Annotated in this window: 17 protein-coding genes; 9 read left to right on the top strand and 8 right to left on the bottom strand. The window is 57.0% G+C overall.

Annotated features, from left to right (window positions below; translation table 11 throughout):
- Positions 1 to 1,346 (bottom strand): chromosomal replication initiator protein DnaA (gene dnaA / locus Q7T06_RS04865; RefSeq protein ID WP_304781126.1); only part of this gene is annotated, 1,346 nt, incomplete at its 3' end.
- Between the two features lie 349 nt (positions 1,347 to 1,695).
- Between dnaA and rpmH the strand changes: the two genes are divergently transcribed.
- The 7 genes from rpmH (at position 1,696) to Q7T06_RS04830 (ending at position 8,977) form a co-directional block, all read left to right on the top strand.
- A complete protein-coding gene (gene rpmH / locus Q7T06_RS04860; RefSeq protein WP_011872825.1) occupies positions 1,696 to 1,830 on the top strand; it encodes a 50S ribosomal protein L34 in 135 nt (44 codons plus the stop codon).
- A 9-nt stretch (positions 1,831 to 1,839) separates the two neighbouring features.
- A complete protein-coding gene (gene rnpA, locus Q7T06_RS04855; protein ID WP_304781115.1) occupies positions 1,840 to 2,238 on the top strand; it encodes a ribonuclease P protein component in 399 nt (132 codons plus the stop codon).
- Positions 2,235 to 2,498, top strand: a complete 264-nt coding sequence (gene yidD, locus Q7T06_RS04850) for a membrane protein insertion efficiency factor YidD (protein ID WP_304781113.1) — start codon at positions 2,235 to 2,237, stop codon at positions 2,496 to 2,498. The genes rnpA and yidD overlap by 4 nt, the downstream gene beginning before the upstream one ends.
- An 18-nt stretch (positions 2,499 to 2,516) precedes the next feature.
- Positions 2,517 to 4,211, top strand: a complete 1,695-nt coding sequence (yidC, locus tag Q7T06_RS04845) for a membrane protein insertase YidC (RefSeq protein ID WP_304781111.1) — start codon at positions 2,517 to 2,519, stop codon at positions 4,209 to 4,211.
- Positions 4,212 to 4,320: 109 nt separating this feature from the next.
- Positions 4,321 to 5,718: a tRNA uridine-5-carboxymethylaminomethyl(34) synthesis GTPase MnmE gene (mnmE, locus tag Q7T06_RS04840; protein ID WP_304781108.1), complete on the top strand. Its 1,398-nt coding sequence runs from the start codon at positions 4,321 to 4,323 to the stop codon at positions 5,716 to 5,718.
- A gap of 439 nt (positions 5,719 to 6,157) precedes the next feature.
- Positions 6,158 to 8,650, top strand: coding sequence for a bifunctional diguanylate cyclase/phosphodiesterase (locus Q7T06_RS04835; protein ID WP_304781104.1), 2,493 nt, complete (start codon positions 6,158 to 6,160; stop codon positions 8,648 to 8,650).
- A gap of 198 nt (positions 8,651 to 8,848) precedes the next feature.
- Positions 8,849 to 8,977: a hypothetical protein gene (locus Q7T06_RS04830; RefSeq protein ID WP_304781101.1), complete on the top strand. Its 129-nt coding sequence runs from the start codon at positions 8,849 to 8,851 to the stop codon at positions 8,975 to 8,977.
- Between the two features lie 108 nt (positions 8,978 to 9,085).
- Here the strand turns inward: Q7T06_RS04830 and Q7T06_RS04825 are convergent, their stop codons facing one another.
- The 4 genes from Q7T06_RS04825 to Q7T06_RS04810 all read right to left on the bottom strand — a co-directional run bounded on the left by Q7T06_RS04825 (position 9,086) and on the right by Q7T06_RS04810 (position 15,003).
- On the bottom strand, positions 9,086 to 9,313 hold the full coding sequence (locus tag Q7T06_RS04825) for a Lar family restriction alleviation protein (RefSeq protein ID WP_304781098.1): 228 nt from the start codon (positions 9,311 to 9,313) through the stop codon (positions 9,086 to 9,088).
- A gap of 270 nt (positions 9,314 to 9,583) precedes the next feature.
- A complete protein-coding gene (locus Q7T06_RS04820; protein ID WP_304781095.1) occupies positions 9,584 to 11,431 on the bottom strand; it encodes a DUF4153 domain-containing protein in 1,848 nt (615 codons plus the stop codon).
- A gap of 387 nt (positions 11,432 to 11,818) precedes the next feature.
- The gene (locus Q7T06_RS04815; RefSeq protein ID WP_304781092.1) at positions 11,819 to 12,304 is read right to left on the bottom strand and encodes an asparaginase domain-containing protein; all 486 of its coding nucleotides are present in this window, start codon (positions 12,302 to 12,304) and stop codon (positions 11,819 to 11,821) included.
- A gap of 140 nt (positions 12,305 to 12,444) precedes the next feature.
- Positions 12,445 to 15,003 (bottom strand): chemotaxis protein CheW, encoded by a 2,559-nt coding sequence (locus tag Q7T06_RS04810; RefSeq protein WP_304781089.1) that lies wholly within the window; start codon positions 15,001 to 15,003, stop codon positions 12,445 to 12,447.
- 345 nt (positions 15,004 to 15,348) lie between these two features.
- On the opposite strand from Q7T06_RS04810, the gene Q7T06_RS04805 reads away from it, so the two are divergent.
- On the top strand, positions 15,349 to 16,122 hold the full coding sequence (locus Q7T06_RS04805; RefSeq protein WP_304781086.1) for an L-asparaginase: 774 nt from the start codon (positions 15,349 to 15,351) through the stop codon (positions 16,120 to 16,122).
- A 34-nt stretch (positions 16,123 to 16,156) separates the two neighbouring features.
- On the opposite strand, the gene Q7T06_RS04800 is transcribed toward Q7T06_RS04805, so the two are convergent.
- On the bottom strand, positions 16,157 to 17,137 hold the full coding sequence (locus Q7T06_RS04800) for a D-2-hydroxyacid dehydrogenase family protein (RefSeq protein WP_304781083.1): 981 nt from the start codon (positions 17,135 to 17,137) through the stop codon (positions 16,157 to 16,159).
- Positions 17,138 to 17,240: 103 nt separating this feature from the next.
- On the bottom strand, positions 17,241 to 17,483 hold the full coding sequence (locus Q7T06_RS04795) for a DUF2061 domain-containing protein (RefSeq protein WP_304781080.1): 243 nt from the start codon (positions 17,481 to 17,483) through the stop codon (positions 17,241 to 17,243).
- Positions 17,484 to 17,672: 189 nt separating this feature from the next.
- Here Q7T06_RS04795 and Q7T06_RS04790 point away from each other — a divergent pair, with 189 nt between their 5' ends.
- Positions 17,673 to 18,032 (top strand): hypothetical protein, encoded by a 360-nt coding sequence (locus Q7T06_RS04790; protein ID WP_304781078.1) that lies wholly within the window; start codon positions 17,673 to 17,675, stop codon positions 18,030 to 18,032.
- Between the two features lie 8 nt (positions 18,033 to 18,040).
- Here the strand turns inward: Q7T06_RS04790 and Q7T06_RS04785 are convergent.
- On the bottom strand, positions 18,041 to 18,676 hold a 636-nt coding region (locus tag Q7T06_RS04785; RefSeq protein WP_304781075.1), incomplete at its 5' end, for a phosphatase PAP2 family protein.

Here is an 18,676-nt window from a genome sequence, read left to right as displayed (position 1 = left end):
TGGTTGCATTCCGGGCTTTTGCCGCGGTCGGCGCCTATCTTGCGCACCGCATGCAGCACGGTCGTATGATCGCGCCCGCCAAACAGCTCGCCTATCTCCGGCAAGCTCTTTTGCGTCAGTTCCTTGGCCAGGTACATCGCTATCTGGCGCGGCCGCGCGATATTCGCCGGGCGCTTCTTCGAATACATATCCGCGACCTTGATATTGAAAAAATCCGCCACCGTCTTTTGGATATTTTCGACCGAAATCTGGCGATTCTGTACCGACAATAGATCTTTCAGTGCGTCTTTGACAACTTCAATCGTGATGTCTTTGCCATGAAAACGCGAGTACGCAAGGATCTTGCGCAGCGCGCCTTCCAGCTCGCGGACGTTGGAACGTAGGTGTTTTGCAACGAAAAACGCCACGTCATCTGAGAACGTCACGCCTTCCTGTACCGCTTTTTTGAGCAAAATGGCAACGCGCATTTCCAGCTCTGGCGGCTCGACAGCGACCGTCAAACCCGAATCGAAACGGGAAATCAGGCGATCATCCATGCCGCTGATTTCCTTCGGATAGGTATCGCTGGTGATGATGATTTGTTTCTTGGCTGCAATCAAAGCCTCGAACGCATAAAAGAATTCTTCCTGCGTACGGCTCTTGCCGCCAAAGAACTGGATGTCGTCTATCAGCAACAGGTCGAGCGAATGGTAGTAGCGCTTGAAATCGTCAAAACCCTTGCGCTGGTAAGCAGTCACTACGTCCCTGACGTACTGTTCTGCGTGGATATAGCGTATTTTGACGTTCGGATTGTCGGCCAGCACCTGGTTGCCGATGGCGTGGATCAAATGGGTTTTGCCCAAGCCTACGCCGCCATACAGGAACAGCGGATTGTATGAACTGCCGGGATTGTTGGCGACCTGGATCGCCGCCGCACGCGCCAGCTGGTTGGCCTTGCCGGTGACGAAACTGTCAAATGTCAGTGCTGTATTGATACGGCTTTGGTCGCGGCGCGGCGTATGATCGGTCGCGCTGGACGGTATCGGTTCCAGCACATTGGCGGGCACGTTGTCGGATTGACCAGGCGCAACACTGGCTTGCGCTGCCGGCTTCCTGGCCACGGCCAGGCGCGGATCGAGCACGAACTGGACGTCGACGTCCTCTTCCCAATACTGGGCGGCGATGCCGGTGATGCGGCTGGCGAACTGTGTCTTGACCCAATCAAGCTTGAAACGATTCGGCGCGGCGATACGCAGCGTGCCATCCTCGTAATCGAGCGGCACCAGTGGTTTGATCCACGCGCTGTATTGTTGAGGCGTCAATTCCTGCTCCAACTGGGCGGAACAGGCCTGCCAGAAATTTTCCATTAATCGTCTACTTGAATTTGTGCGGAGGTGTTGCCATTACTGCCACGGAGTGGTCTATTTATAGGCCTGAGTATCTAGCTGAGGCTTGCCACACGTTGCGCCTATTCTACCCCGGCCGGCCGGAGTTATCCACAGGCTGGACGCTTATTTCAATAAGTAGTTGCTGTGGAAAACTACGCTAAGTAATTGACAGGCAAGCATAAAATGCTGTCTAATTCAGGGTTCACTACCCAGGATGTTGGTATTTGTGTTGTCGCCAGTCAGGCACCAGCATGCACCAGCTGCCCAGAAATTTGGCATGGGCGCGTGATGTTCCGATTTATTATATTTGCTGATTAGCGAGACCAACATGAAACGTACTTACCAACCTTCCGTCGTTCGCCGCAAGCGCACCCATGGCTTTCGCGTCCGTATGGCAACCCGCGGTGGCCGCGCTGTGCTCAATGCACGTCGCGCCAAAGGCCGCAAACGCCTCGCTGCTTAAGCGAATGGCGTGACCGGCGATCGTTCGCTCGACTTTGCACGCGATCGGCGGATCGTTAAAACGGATGAATTTTCATCCGTTTTTCGTTTGCGACCCGTGCAGCGTACTGCGCACTTTGTACTTTATGTGTGCAAGACAGATCTGCCGCATGCCCGTCTGGGTGTGGTCGCCGCCAAACGCCTTGCACCTCGCGCCGTGACGCGCAATACGATCAAGCGCGTGACGCGCGAACTGTTTCGACAAACGGCATTGCCGTCCATCGATTGCATCGTTCGCCTGTCACAGCCTGTCAATACGAAAAAAGGCCCGGCCACCACGGCTGGCCTGAAAGCCGTATTGCGGGAAGAATTGACACGACTGTTTGCTGCCCAGGTTCTGCTGCAGGGCGCGCCGGAGGCGAAGCTGTGAAAACTATCCTGTTGTTACTGGTGCGTGCCTACCAGTTGGGCATCAGCCCTTACCTCGGCCAGAATTGCCGCTTTTATCCCAGCTGCTCGGCTTACGCTGTCGAAGCGCTCGAGAAGCATGGCGCCTTGAAGGGCAGCTTGCTGGCGACCAAACGCCTGTGCAAATGCCACCCGTGGCATGACGGCGGCGTGGACCCGGTGCCTGAAAAATCATCATCCAAAACTACTTCTACAACCGCTTGCGGTTGCGGCCATTCCTGAATACTGATTAAGACACTTATGGATATCAAACGTACCGTCCTGTGGGTTATCTTCTCATTCTCGCTATTGATGCTGTGGGATAACTACAATCGTTATACCGGCAAGCCATCGATCTTCTTCGGCGACCCTGCAGCGCAAGTAGCGCAGCCTGTTGCCGCAGATGGCAGCGCCGCCAAACCGGTAGGCGATGTACCCACCGCCGCCACGCCGGCGACCACCACTACCGGCGCTGGCGTTCCAGTCGGCGCGGCAGCGGTCAAGAGCGAGTCGATCACGATCACGACCGATCTGGTCAAGGCTGAAATCGATACCGCCGGCGGTGAAATCCGTCGCCTGGAATTGCTGCAGCATCACGCCAGCGGCGACAAGACGCAAAACGTCGTGCTGTTCGACGCGTCGGCATCCCGCACCTATCTCGGCCAGACCGGCTTGATCGGTGGCGCGTATCCTAACCACAAATCGATGTTCACCGCGGTTCCTGGCCCACGTACGCTGGATGCTGCGGATCAGGTACAACTGGTATTGAAGTCCGAGCAAAATGGCGTGAAGCTGACCAAGACCTTCACGTTCAAGCGCGGCGACTACAAGATCGATATCAAGCACGATGTCGTCAACAATACCGGCGCAGCCATCACCCCATCGCTGTACCTGCAACTGGTGCGTGACGGTGCCAAGCTGCCTAATGAATCGATGTTCTACAGCACCTTCACCGGCCCGGCGATCTATACCGATACCGACAAGTTCCAGAAGGTGACGTTTGAGTCGATAGAAAAAGGCAAGGTCGACCATGCATTGAAAGCCGACAGCGGCTGGATTTCGATGGTGCAGCATTACTTCGTTTCCGCATTTGTACCGCCAGCAACAGGTCCGCGCGAATTCTTCACCAAGAAACTCGACGCCAATCTGTACGCAGTCGGCACCATCCTGCCATTGGGCAGCGTTGCACCGGGCGCGAGCGCAACGATGGATGCCACGCTGTTCTCCGGCCCGCAAGAATCCAAACGCCTGGAAGCAGTCACACCCGGCTTTGAACTGGTCAAGGATTACGGCTGGCTGACGATCATCGCCAAGCCGATTTTCTGGCTGATGACGCAGATCCACCAGATCCTCGGCAACTGGGGCTGGACCATCATCGTGCTGACGATCGTCATCAAGCTGGCCTTCTTCCCATTGTCTGCAGCGAGCTATCGCAGCATGGGCAAGATGAAGCTGGTCACGCCGAAGATGACCGACATCCGCACCCGCTATAAAGGCGATCCGCAAAAGATGAATGCGGCGATGATGGAGCTGTACAAGAAAGAGAAAATCAATCCGCTCGGCGGCTGCATGCCTATCGTGATCCAGATCCCGGTCTTCATTTCGCTGTACTGGGTGCTGCTGGCCAGCGTCGAAATGCGTAATGCGCCATGGCTGTGGGTGGCCGATCTGGCCTCGCCCGATATCCTGTTCGGCTCCTACATGATCGGCTCTTTCAACCTGACGCTCGGTATCCTGCCTATCCTGATGGCGATCTCGATGTTCATCCAGACCAAGCTGAACCCGACGCCGCCGGATCCTATCCAGGCCAAAGTCATGCTGTTCATGCCGATCGCGTTTTCGCTGATGTTCTTCTTCTTCCCTGCCGGCCTCGTGCTGTACTGGGTCGTCAACAACATCCTGTCGATCGCGCAGCAATGGACGATCAGCAAAAAAATGGGCGTGCCGACGATCTGAGCGCGTCGCCACTTCCGGTAACGAAACATCGTTACGCAAAAAGCCCGTGTGTTGTTTGCACGGGCTTTTTACTTGCCTGCAACAGATCAACAAGCTATAAAATTACAACATGAACTTTGACTCTTCCCCCATCGCAGCAATTGCCACTGCACCAGGACGCGGCGGCATCGGTGTCGTACGCGTCTCCGGCAAAAACATTTCCTCCATCATTGCAGCAGTCTGTCCCGCCAAGGGCGCGCCGCTGGAACCACGCCATGCGACCTACACCAGCTTCGTCAATGCAGACGGCAGCGTGATCGATCAAGGCATCGCGATTTATTTCAAGGCGCCGCATTCATACACCGGTGAAGACGTGCTGGAACTCCAGGGCCACGGCGGCCCCGTCGTGCTGCAAATGCTGCTCACGCGCTGCCTGGCAGCGGGCGCAGACATAGGCTTGCGCATGGCGCAGCCGGGCGAGTTCACGCATCGCGCCTACCTGAATGACAAGCTCGATCTGGCGCAGGCGGAAGCGGTCGCCGACCTGATCGAGGCATCGACTGAGGCTGCGGCCAAATCGGCCTCGCAATCGCTGTCCGGCGCCTTCTCGAAAACCATACAGGAGCTGGTCGACAAGATCACCGCGCTGCGCATGCTGGTCGAAGCGACGCTGGATTTCCCGGAAGAAGAAATCGATTTCCTGAAACAATCCGATGCGCGCGGCCAGCTCACTGCGATACGCGAAGCATTGCAACGCGTCTTCAGCCAGGCCGCGCAAGGCGCCTTGCTGCGCGACGGCTTGAACATCGTGCTGGCCGGCCAGCCCAACGTCGGCAAGTCATCGTTGCTCAATGCGCTGGCCGGCAGCGATGTCGCGATCGTCACGCCGATCGCCGGCACCACGCGCGACAAGGTCATAGAAACCATCCAGATCGAAGGCATACCGGTCAATGTGATCGACACCGCCGGCATACGCGACGCCACCGACGCCCGCGATGAAGTGGAGCGCATAGGCATAGAACGCACCTGGGCTGCCGTGCAGACGGCCGACGTGATCGTCCACATGCTGGACGCCAACCGCGGACCGACCCGCGCAGATGAAGAAATCGCGGCGCGCTTCCCGACCAATGTGCCGGTGATGCGCGTGTGGAACAAGATCGACCTGTCCGGCCATCGCCCGGCCATCGATCACCTGCCGGACGCCACGCATGTCTATTTGTCGGCGACAGATTTACTCGGCATGGATTTGTTGCGCACCGAACTGCTGCGCCTGGTCGGCTGGCAACAAACCGGCGAATCGCTGTACCTCGCACGCGAACGCCATCTGGTCGCACTGAAATCAGCGCAGGCTCATCTGGAACTGGCAGCACAGCATGCGGCGCACGACAGTGAAACGACGGATCCTGCGCTCGACCTGTTTGCCGAGGAATTGCGCCTGGCGCAAGAACGCCTGAGCAGCATCACCGGCGCATTCACGTCGGATGATTTGCTGGGCGTGATTTTCAGCCGCTTCTGTATCGGCAAATAATATTTTTCGAGCACTATCAGGATGAGTCGAATCATCCTGATAGTGCTGGCAATACCGTTCCATGACCCGCAAGCGGACGCAACGCCCGTATCAATTTACAGACACTCCAAGTCTGCTATTGGCGACCACCCGCCAGAATTCTGCTATAAATTGACAGGTTAGCCAGTTGCTACATGTCGCCCCTGAAATCGCCACCAAGAAAGGCGCTATGGGGACCAGAAAAATCATGACTGGCTTTAATGCCTGCACGGGGGGAAATCAACAGCAGTGCGCTGGCCACTACAGGCCAGCATGAGAACGCGCCATCAAATCCATGGTTTGATGGCGGACATCGCTGCAATCTCGCATGAACACACAAAAGAATTGAAGAAAAAAGTCCGCTCAGACAGGCACTGCGCGCCCTATACGCAGCCACATCCATCACTACTTTTTCTCGCCCATGGACAATAAGCACCCCTATCAGAGAGCTGCTGGCTGGATCCTGCTGGTACTGGCACTGCCCTTGTTGTGGTGGGTCTCGCAACCGGCGCGGCAGGTATTGATCGCACCAGCAACCTTCGTGTTCTGGCACAACGTCGTCGAGCTGCTCGCAGTGGTGGTTGCGATGCTGGTATTTGTTACCGGCTACCGCGCCATTCTGTCGGCGCGCAAAGGGGCGGTAGTACTGCTTGGGATCGCGTTTTTTGGCGTCGGCTTGCTCGATTTCCTGCATGTGATGAGCTATGTAGGCATGCCGGATGCGATGAGTAGCAACACGCCGCACAAATCGATGTTCTTCTGGCTGGCCGCCCGCACACTGGCCGCGAGCGTCTTGCTGGTCTATGTATTGCTGCCTCCGGTGCCTAACATTACCAAGGCCAGAAAACGCCTGGCGCTGGCACTCATGCTGGCAATAGTCTGCCTCATAGGCGCCGTCGGACTGCTCTGGCCCGACCGCCTGCCCGCACTGTTTGTCCATGGGCAGGGTCTGACGCCGCTAAAAATCAGCATGGAATGGCTGATCATCGTCATCAATCTGGCCGCCCTTGCACTGTTGTGGCGGCGCCGCCAGGCATTGGTTCATGAATGTGTGATGGCACTGAGCTTTGCAATAGCCTTGTCAGCTGTCTCGGAACTGTTTTTCACGATGCTGGGCATCGTCGACAGGGATGGCGCCAATGTGCTCGGACACATGTACAAGGTGGCGGCTTATCTGTATTTGTTCCACGTCACCTTCAACGAAGCGCTGCGCCGTCCCCTGGAGCGCATGGAGGTGCAACATCTGCGCGAAAAAGTGACGCTGGATGCTGCGCCCGATGGCGTCTTATGGGTAAACAAAACCGGATGCATCCTGATGGCGAACCCGGCGATGGAGCTGCTCACCGGTTACAGCATGCACGAGCTGGTAGGCCAGAACGTGGACATTTTTTTGCCGGTGCATCTGCGCGCACGCCACGCAGAATCGATGCGGAGTTATTTTGTGGCACCGCATCCGCGCGCGATGGGCTTGATGGACTTGAAACTGATGCGTCGCAATGGCGAAATGCTGCCGATCGACATCAGCCTGGGAAACTGGGATGACGAAGGCGAGCGCCACGCGATTGCCTACGTACGCGATCTCACCGAGCGCAAGAAATTTGAAGAATCGCTGCGCCACCAGGCCACCCACGATGAACTTACCGGCCTGCCCAACCGCTGGCTGTTCCGCCTGCAACTGAATCAGGCTATGGCGCGTGCCGGGGATTCTGGTTTGCACGTGGCAGTATTGTTTCTTGATCTGGATTATTTCAAAAACCTGAACGACAGTTTTGGACACGCCACCGGCGATGCCTTGCTGGTGCAGGTCAGTGCCCGCATACGCAGCGCCTTGCGTGAAAACGACACGCTGGCGCGCATGGGCGGTGACGAGTTTGCCATCATGCTGGCTGACCTGACGGATGTAGATGTCGCTGTGAAGGTAGCCGCCCAGCTCTTGCTGTCACTGCAAGCCTCGTATCGCCTGCAAAACCAGGAAGTGTATTCCGGCGGCAGTCTTGGGCTGGCGTTTTATCCAGACGATGCCAGGGATAGTGACACGCTGCTGCGCTACGCTGACATGGCCATGTACCAGGCCAAGCAGTCCGGGCGGGGCGCCTATGCCTGCTATTCCATGGAAATGGATAAGCGCGCGCATGAAAACATGCGACTGCATGCACGCTTGAAAGAAGCCATTGCGCTGGGGTTGTTGCAGTTGCATTACCAGCCGCTGGTAGACGTGGATAGTGGCAGCATCATCGGGGCGGAAGCCTTGCTGCGCTGGCATGACCCGGAACTGGGCCATGTGTCGCCGGCGCTGTTCATTCCAGTGGCTGAAGCCACTGGCTTGATTGTGCCTTTGTCGGAATGGGTGCTGGAAACGGCATGCGAACAAATTGCCGCCTGGAGCAGTGCAGGGGCGCCTTTGCGGGTGTCGGTCAATTTTTCGGCGCAGCAATTCTTGCAGCGCAATCTGTCTGAATATGTAAGTGCCGTACTGGCACGCACGGGTGCACAGGCGCAATGGCTGGATATAGAAATCACTGAATCGGTGGCCATGGCTCAGCCTGCGCTGGCGCGCGAACAAATCATAGCCCTGGTCGGCTTGGGCTGTAGCGTGGCACTGGATGACTTTGGCACTGGCTATTCTTCGCTCGCCTATCTGAAGGCGCTGCCTGTGAGCAAGCTCAAGATTGACAAGAGCTTCATGGACGGCATTCCCGACGACGCCAATGACGTCACCATTTCAGGAGCGATTATTGCGCTGGCGCACAGCTTGGGATTGACGCTGGTGGCAGAGGGAGTGGAGACCGAGGCCCAACTACACTTTTTGCGCCAGTATGGTTGCGAAGCTTATCAGGGCTGGCTGTTTGCCAAGGCGATGCCGGCGGAAGACTTGATGGCCATGAGGCTGGATGCCACTGTTGAGCCTGGGTAACGGATCCATCCTTGCCGTTGCGCAGATAAACCGGCTCAGGCCGGTTTTTTATTGCCTGCCGTGCGGCGGCCGGGCAAATACTCCTGCTTTCTTACAGCAGGATGGGTGTGGCGCCGATACAGGAAATGGCGGGCTTTGCCTACTATGCTGGTACGGCATCATGCCGGGAAACAAGCAACGCCGACAAGAGAGATAACAATGCGTAAATTTTCAACCCTGGGACTGATTTCCTGCGCTGCTGCGCTGAGCTTCTTTTGCGCCAGTGCAGTCATGGCCGACGGTCCCGCCGGCAATACGGCGTTAAGCATCGTTGCCGCATCACGATAAAAGTTAAATCGTTCACGCAAGGACTTGCGTGAACGATACGGATGAATGAAAAACAGCCCGCTTAACCGGGCTGTTTTTCATTATTTAAGGAATGGGGATAAGGGAAAATCAGTGATGCAGCGCCGGGGTTTCCAGTCGCTGGTTCCAGGCCGTAATCGCATCCTGATCATTTTTGGCTTCCGTGCTATTGCTGAAATGCGGTGCATTGTGATTCAGTGTGCATGCTTCATTCGTACAATGCACATAGCTGTAAGGCCGTTCGGATTCAAGGTAATGGGCTTCTTTCAGTTCTGCCTGACTACCGCAAACTGGACAGGGTTTTAATGTTGCATCCATTTTTCCTCCTAAGTGATTGCATTGAGTCTCTTCTTCATCTCGTTTGATAACTTCGATACTTAAGAGTTCAGCCGACGCCTCCTGATTTCAATGAATTCCTGTTGCTCCTGAAGTAGCTGCCTGCTTTTAGCCAGCTGATTTAAATTCTAGTACAAAATCCGGCGCAGGGTTTTTTAACCCTACAACTTATCTGTATTTGCAATGATGTATTGCGGCCGCGTGCATGGCCGCAGCCGCATCATCGTCAGCGCCGATAATGCGTGGCGTTTATTATTTTCCCGTGCTTGCGCATTTGTTTGGATCCGATGACCAGGGATCAACGCGCATACGTCGCCCGGCAACTTGCAGATCCTTGAACAGCGGAACCACCAGCTGGTAACTGTCTTCCGCCAGCGCCTGCAATAATTCCTTGCAGTTCGGATTTATACCGTTCACCGTGCCACTTGGTTGCCACTTCCCATCCGTCGCCAGTGAAAAGGCGACCGCCGGACCGTAAATTTCCACATTTTTTATCAGGATTTCTGTCTTGCCGTCACCATTCAAATCGATCAGGTAAGCATTGCATTTGCTATCCTGCTGCTTCAGGCACGGCGGAAACTGGTAATTTTTTTCAAACTCGGTCCAGTTATGCTCGATGAATGCCGGCGGCAAGACCTTGCTGTTGGGCCAGACTGTAATATTCGCTGCGCGCGCCCGTGCATCTGCAACCAGGGGCGTGCTGCCACGATCCCATTTGTTTTTCTTTTGCAGTGCCGCTTCCGCACGTTTATTCAACAGCGCGGCATCGACACCTGTCGTTGTCGTCTTGAGTTTTTGCAATGCGTCGTTGCCATAACGCGCACCTTCAAAGCGCAGATAATGAAAGTCGAATTTCTCTGCGTCTACCTTGCCGGACTCAAGACGAGCCAACTGGTCTGCGACCGACAAGCGCGCCGGATCGGCAATCGGCGTGAATAGCGCCAGCAACACGGCCAGGATCACGAAAGCAGTCAACACATTGATCGGTGCGATACGCTCCAGCCATCCCTTGCGCTCCAGTGCGGCCCACAGATACCCGGATGCGTAGCAGGCCGCTATCAGCAAACATGCGGCAGCAATGATGCGATCGGTCGTCCAGCCATATTGCGCCACCCGCAAGGTCAGCGAATAGATGGCGATCGCCACTATCGGCAATAACAGTACACAGGCCAGCCGGGCACTGCCGCGCAATACGCGCGCGACTTCCTCACCCACTTCACCGCCCTGGAAGGTCGCATTGATCAACAACACCAATACCGCCGCCGTGCCCAGCAGCACCGACGTTGCGTGACGCGTCGCCCACAAGGGTTCAAGGCCGGCAAACGGCAGGCTGAGCAAAAAGCCGCAGACTATCAGCGTCGTGACTGGCAACAACCATGACATCAAGACCAGCAACAGGCTGCGTATACCGCGCACGATGCCGGGCCGCACATCGGTGATATGCAAGGCGGTTGAAAAGGCAAATGCCGTGACGGGAATGGAGAACCATGTCTTTAGCAGCAACTCATACAGGAAGTTGAGCTTGACCAGCATGAACAAGGCCGCACCCAGCCACAGGATCAACCACAATATGCCGACGAACAGCATGGAGAAGATGATCTGGATGATGAGCTTCCATGCGCGTTCGAAATAAGATGGATAGCGCGCGATGCGACGCTGGTCGGCTGCTGCTACCAGTACCAGCGCATGCGCAATATAAAACCCGATGGCGGAAAAGCACAGCACCAGCGCCGATGGCGTCGCCCGCGACATGCCTGCCGCAACACCAAACCAGTTCTGTTCAAGATATCCCTGGCGCCAGATATCGTAGACACCGAGTACGGCCGCAATGCCCGTTGCTGCAAACATCCAGATCCACATGCGCCGTGTTTCAAGATGGCCGAGACCGGAAACGAACAGCACCGGCACTAACAGTGAAATCAGCAATAACGGTGCAAAAAAGTAGGCGTTGGTCGCCGGCCCTGTCCCATTCTTGAGGGACAGGTACAGAAAATAAAGTGCCAGGCCCTGCAACAGGCCAGCCAGCATCCTGCCTTGCGCCACGTCCTTGCTCACGCTGGATGCTGGTATCGCGCCATCTTCATCTGCTAATGCATGCATCGTTGATCTCCCTGTTTTTATTGTGACCCGTGCTGCCGTACGCAGATGTCCAGTTGCATGATGCAGGAGCTTCTGCACTTCAAGGGACAGCTTACGTCCTGGCAAGCACAGTGTACACAATGACAATAGTGTTGGGCGTCATTACTCGTGTAATGCAACACTGCAACGCTGCTTTTTTGAGCAACTGCAAAAACAAAAGCCGGCGATCAGCTAACTGAATGCCGGCTTGCGATGCAACCTGGATGAAATCTCTGGCCTGTCATGAACCAGTAACAATCGCTGGTTACGATACACAGGTCACTCCATCCAAGTATTGGATTTTTGCCCGCGCCGCAAGGTTAGCGGGCTTTTTTTTGGGGAAATTTTTGGCAGGGCGGGATAGCGCGCTCAGCGTTTTTCGAACACGCCTTCATCGCGGTTTTTCTTCACGTTGTTCCACGTAAAAATTTGCGCATTCATTGCAATGTAGACGCCATGCGGCAAGGCTTGTGCGATGCCGCAGGCAAAGCCGAAGTTGAACAGCGCGTCCGAATTCTTGACTTCATAAGGCACCATCGCGCCGGTCAACACTATCGTCTTCGGCAATTGCGCCTTGCCCAGCACTTCGGCGGTTTCGCGCATCGTATCGGTGCCGTGCACGATGACGATGCTGGTTTCATCGGCGCGCAGGCATGAAGCGGCGATGCGCTGGCGATCTGCGTCATGCATGTCCAGCGAATCCAGAAAGGGCAGTTGTTCGAGCTGGAGCGGCACGGTGATCCGGGCGCGCTTGATGACCTGGGGCAGGTGCCCCTTGCTGAAAGTCAGCTTGCCGGCGATTTCATCGTAATGCTTGTCGAAAGTGCCGCCGGTGGCGATGATGCGCAGAGTCATTTGGGATCACACTAGGCTAGGGATGGTCCAGAATCGGATCGCACATCATAACGCGAGCTGCCCGGCCATGAAAAGAGGCGCACATTTATTCATGGATAAATGTGCGCATTAAAACCTCAATTTCTTGCGGTCAGGTCGCGTCAGGCAGCCATCTTCATTTCGTCAGCGATAGGGATTTCCTCGTTGTTGAGCACCGCAAACAGGTGATCGACATTGATCGACTGTATCAGCAGGCGTCCGCTGTTAGCCTGTATCACTTCTGTCACCAGCATCCCGGTACTCGGACTGGCCAGCGGCGTCGGCACGATTTGCGCAGGCTGGAATTCCGGCACCCCATGCAACTCGCTGACCAGCAAGCCTATGCTTTGCGTGCCGCGCTGGACGACGATGACCTGGCTGCTGCTGTCGATATCCGAACGGTAACCGCGCATCAGGTGTCCGAGGTCGAAGACCCAGACAAAGCGCTTGGCTTCATGCTCATGCTGCAGTGCGAGTATACCGATGCGCTCGGCACGGCTGCCCATCGACATCGGTGAAATCGCCGAGGCCGGCAAGGCTTCCTGCACATACTCGGCCGCCATCGCAAACAGGGCGCCATCGATGAAGAAAGTGGCAAACTCGCGCCCGGCCGGCGCCATAGGATCCAGCTCCAGCGCCGTGTTGGCGCCATTGCTGTTATTGATTTGCTGGCGCTCCACGCCAAAAGCCTTGTAGACCACGGCCAGCACGTCTTCCCGGTAACCGTCTGAAGTCTTGAACTCGCGATAGCCGTGCGACATCGTGCAACCGAGGATCGCGTAATGGCCGTCGTGTATCACGATGCGCGAAGTGCTGCCGCCGTTTTCCATCTTCAGCAATTCCGGATCGATCTCCAGATAGCTGCCGACCGGCCGCGTCGCGTCGGTGCTGGAAATGATGCAGCCGCTGCGGTCGACAAACAGTGCGCTGACATCTTCCTTGCCACCCAGCGCACCTTCCAGCATCGCGGAAAATTCCGGCTCGGAATCGAACACGATGCCGATGCCGCCGACGATATGCGCCTCATGCTCCGGATCGCGTATCGCGGCATGATAGACATAGGTTGGGCGGCCGCCATAGAGCGGTGTTGTTTCAAACGGCGTCACGTAATACTGCTGGTCATTTGCCAGCGCTGATACATGCTCCATCGTCTCTGCGGCGATGCTGGTGCCTACCACTTGCAAGCCATCGCCCTTGAAGTCGCTGCTGGCGACGATCACGCCATCGGCGTCATAGATAAAAATGCGCGTGTAGACGGTGTAGAGCGAATTGATGTAATCGAGAATTTCCGTCAGGCGCGCCACGGTTTGCTCGGACTTGACGGGTGCCGCCAACGCCAGCTGCAACTCCGGCGTCAACGCCCACCAGCGGCAATCGTCGGAGCGCTCGTACAGATTGCGGTCCAGCAGATCGACCATCAGGTGCGAGACGAATTCGGAATCGCTCAGACTCGACGACAGCACGGTTTCATACAAGTCGCGTATCGATTGCGCAAACAGTTCATTGCTGCGCGCACCGGTTTCGCTGATTTGCTCGAGTATGGTTTTGAGTTTCAATAATTCGCCGTTTTGCCCGGCCGTCATGACTTGCCCGTTCCAGACCACGCGGCGTATTGTCTCGGCAGCACTCATGATTTCAAACAGCGGCGGGCAGAATGTCTGCGCATGCGACAGCAAACCATCGGCGACATTCTTGTCCAGCGCCGTCAGCGCATTCGTCGCGCGGCCGGTAAAGCCGAGCTCGACCGGTATCATCACCTGCCCTTGCCAGCCCGGCGGCCCCATATAGCCTTGATAGCCGTCGGCAGAAAAAGTGCGCGCCAGGTATTCGCGCCCGCCATATACAACCAGGCGCGGATCGGCATCACGATTGACCGGCACCACGGCGCCAACCGGGACCCAGCGCGGATCGGCGCTGGCAATCACGCGATTGCTGCCATCAAGCAGCAGCATGTTGGAGCGCTCGGCAGGATCGCGATGCGAGCGGAAAATGCCGGCCATCTCTGCTTCAAAATGGAAGCACAGACACAGCACGCCGACCACTGCGCCGGTTTCCGGATGATGCATGCGGCGCGAATAGATCAAGGCTTCATGCTTGCCGGGACGCAGATCGGTGGCGCGGAAGGTTTCCACGTAAGTGTCGGACGCCAGCGTTTGCCTGATCAGCGGATCGCTGCTGCCTTCCAGCGGCGTAGCCTCATCGATCTGCACCAGCACGTTGCCGGCATCGTCGAGCAGGATGATTTCATCATAGACGGTGTACTTGTTGCGATAGGCGCGCAGACGCGCACGTATCATGTCGCGGTCTTCGTGCAGGCCGGCGACGAAGGTGCAGAGTTCGCGATCGGTCGCCAGGAAACCAACGTCGGCCGTGCGCTCATACAGATTGCGCACCACGATATCGATCACGTACTGCGCCTTGGTGCCGATTTCTTCCAGCACATTGGCTACTTTTTCACGCACCAGACTGGTCACGAGCTCTTGCTCGAGACGATTGAAACCGGCGCGCGTGGCGGCCATCGTCGGCAGGATAGCCTTGGCTTCGAGCGGGCAGTTCATCTTGGCGGAAGACTCGATCATGCGCCACATCATATTCAACTCATGCAGCGACTGCTCGCAACGGCTGACATCACGCATATAGGGCAGGAAGGTATCGATTTGCAGTTCGGCGTGATGGTCCATGTTGTTTCCCTGATCTGTAATTATTCCGGCGCCGCCCCGCGCAGCAGCCTTGCAAAATCCGGCAGCAAATAGTGCTGCCCAAAAGCAATAAAGCAAATTGCAGGCCACCTGCCATATTGATTGCAGCCAGCCGCTGGCGCACTTTTCCCCTCTCACATGCCTGCTGCGCACGACACGCTATACTCGGGCGACTCATGCACCCGCACACGTTTGGTGCCGTTGCAAAGAAATTGTTTTGCTGCGCCATTTAAAAGTGCGCGCGCATTTGCGCCACTGAACATCGTGCGCAAATGCCGTTACACTAGCGCCGGTCCACACCATTTCTGAATTCGTATAGTTTTAGCCATGAAACCTATCGCTCCCGGTACCGTGATTTTTCATCGCCATAGAGGCTATGGTGTGATCACGGCTGTCAACTTGATGACGGGCTGGATTTCTGCGCGCTTCGGCAATGAAATGCGCACGCTCGACTTGAACCTGTCGACCGATGAAGTGCAGCATGCAGATGGCGAAGCCATCCTGTTCCGCCGCGCGCCGCCGGACCCGATGCCGCATGCGCGACTGATGGCGATGGTGCGCGAATTGCATCGCGCCGGTTATCAACGTTTGTATTTGTACAGCTGGCCCAAACCGTCCGGCCTGCACTGGCGCTGGCATTTGTTTACCGGCCAGCGCAACTGGATGGAGCGGCCGTGGCGCGAAGGCTGGTATGGCTCCGGCGCCGAATACAATTGCAATCCGGTCATGGGCTGGGGCGACACCCCCGGCGAAACAGCAAAAGAACTGGCCAGCACGCTGGCACAGTTCGACCCGAACGGGATGGCGCAGGCGCTGGGCCGGGATGAAGATCACACGCTGTGGTTTGATACAGTCTGCACCGCCCTGCTGCCGGACTATACGTTTTCGCTAGGCTGGGACAAGCATGATGGGCCGATACCGAATTCGCTGCCGGTGATACCGGTGCGGCGCGGCGTGCCCGAATATGCCGGCCCGCCATTGCCGTGGCCGCCGGGCTGGGCGAACCTGTGGGGCAGTGCACATCTGGCCAGCACCACCGCCACACTCTTGCCAAAAACCAGAAAATCCACCGCTGGCGACCGTTCCGACGCCACCCCTTAAGCGCGACTGCGACTATCGTATGCAGCCGCCTGCTTCAGGGCTGCGCTTGCAAGACATTGCGCGGCGTCCCATTCGCAAAATCGACGATGTTTTGAAACGCGCTGCGGAAATAGATTTCATAGCTGTCTTTTTCCACATAGCCCAGATGCGGCGACGCCAGCACGTTTTCCATGTACAGCAGGGATGATGTCGGCGATAGCGGTTCGCTCTCATAGACATCCAGCGCGGCAAAACCGGGCCGGCCGTGCGACAGCGCCGATTGCAGCGCATCGGTGGCAACCAGTTCGGCGCGACTGGCATTGACGAACAAGGCATCCGGCTTCATGCAGGCCAAATCGACCGACGTCACGATGCCGCGCGTGGCTGCATTCAGGCGCAGGTGCAGCGTGAGGACATCCGCCATGCCAAAGAATTCTGCCTGCGACGCCGCCACCTGATAGCCATCCTGCGCCGCGGCCGCGCAACTGCTCGCGCGGCCCCACACCACGACATGCATGCCAAAGGCCTGGCCATAAGCGGCGACGATGCGGCCTATGCGGCCGTAACCAAAGATACCCAGCGTGCGACCCTTCAATGCGCGGCCCAGCGTATTGTGCGCAACCGCCGTCGAGGCGATTTGCCACATGCCGTCTTTCAGGTTGCTGACGTATTGCGGCAACTTGCGCATGGCGGCCATGATCAAGGCCCAGGTCAGTTCAGCCGGCGCGGTGGGGTCGCCCACGCCCTCGGTAATCGTGATGCCGCAGGCAGCAGCAGCCTGCAGATCGATGTGGCCGCTGACCTTGCCGGTTTGCGCAATCAGCTTCAGCCGCGGCAGTTTTTCCAGCAAGGGACGCGACAGTGCAGTGCGTTCGCGTATCAGCACCAGCGCATCGAAATCGGCGAGGCGGATCGCCAGTTGCCCGACGCCGCGCGCACTGTTGGTAAATACCTTGACCTCATGCCCGGCCAGCATTGAAAAACAGTCGAGCTGGCGCACGCAGTCCTGGTAGTCATCAAGTATCGCGATTTTCATACAACAACTCCGGGTAGTCTGGCAGCAAGGGCAACGTATTATCCGACAGCCGGGCCGGACGCGCAGCATCTTCGATGCCGCGCAACATCAGCGCCCTGCGTGATCAGGTGCCATGGATGGCCGCCACATCGGGATGAGCGGCAGAGTTTGCCTGCCGCGCCTCCACCCTGGCACGTATGCGTTCCCACATCCGGTCATGCAAGGGCATCAGAATCACATTGCAGATGGGCTCGAGTACCGCCGCCACGCCACCTATCGCGACCGAGCCGGTCATCACATACAGGATGCCGAACGATACGCCCATGTGCATGCCGATTTGACTGGTGGTTTTTGCTGCTGTGACCATGATGACCATCCTTGCTGTTCATTGAAGCCCGTGAGCCATGAACCGATGATAGTCACTCAGATGAAATAGAACAAATTGATTTGCCTTACAGAATCAATAGCGGGTGGCTATGTGAGAGGTTTTCTTACTGGCAACACTGGCTTCGCGTAAAATCAAAAGCAGTTACACCACCCTACACCGGGATACACCGTGCCTCATCGCATCATTGCCGTCATCATCCTGCCGTTTCGCCTGATCGGGAAATCAACATCTTCCGTACTGGCGGTGCAAAACCGGGAACGCGTGCGCCTGCTGGAAGAAATGCACCAGATGCGCGGCTTGCTGCCCTTGTTGATGAAGCAGCGCAACGGTTACCGCTGGACCGAGCTCGATCGCAAACGCATCCGGGTGCACTTCCACAAGCTGGTCGAAATGAGTCCTTACATGGTGCTGTTTGTCGCGCCGGGCGGATTCCTGGTGTTGCCTATACTGGTCTGGTGGCTGGACCGACGCCATCTGCGAAATGATGCTGCTACAGCGGCCTCGGCAATAGACAACACCGAGTCATAGCGTAGCCGTCAAACGGCTAAATGCGCCGGACGCCAGATAAAGCGCAGCACCGCATCGACGACGAAGCATGCGCACCAGACCAGCCACAAACTCCACAGATTGTGCGACAGGAAATGTGCGCCGCGCAGCATTTGCACCAGGCTCATCACGATGCCAAACAGCAGGCTGACAGCCAGTATCCCGCGCGCCAGCTGCGGCTTGATTTCGCGCAAGGCGAAATATCCGGCGGCCAGTGCAAAGCCACCAGAGGCATGGCCGCCCGGCCAGCACAAACCCGGCCCCGCGATCTTGCTGATCTGGCCAAACAGCGGAAACCACTGCGCCGTTCCGCCGAAGACATTGATATCCCACGGGCAGGAATGCACGCTGGCGCCTTTCAGGGTTTGCACCAGGTACGCCGCACTCGCGCCCATCAGCACAAACAGCGTCAACGGCCGGCGCCATGGCCGCAGTATGGCGATCCAGTTGCTGGCGAGCGCCAGCACTATGCAAATGATCAGCACCCACACGGTAATCAACTTCAATACCGTATGACCCCAGAACTCAAGCCAGCCGGCATTGCGCAGCGAAAACTGCTGGCTGACCGGATCAAAAAACTGCTTTGCCAGCCAGAAATCCAGCGTGCCATCGCGCGCTATCCATGT

It is taken from the genome of Herminiimonas sp., assembly GCF_030645555.1.
Lineage (GTDB): Bacteria > Pseudomonadota > Gammaproteobacteria > Burkholderiales > Burkholderiaceae_D > Oxalicibacterium.
This window is presented reverse-complemented; position numbering and strand designations above follow the sequence as displayed.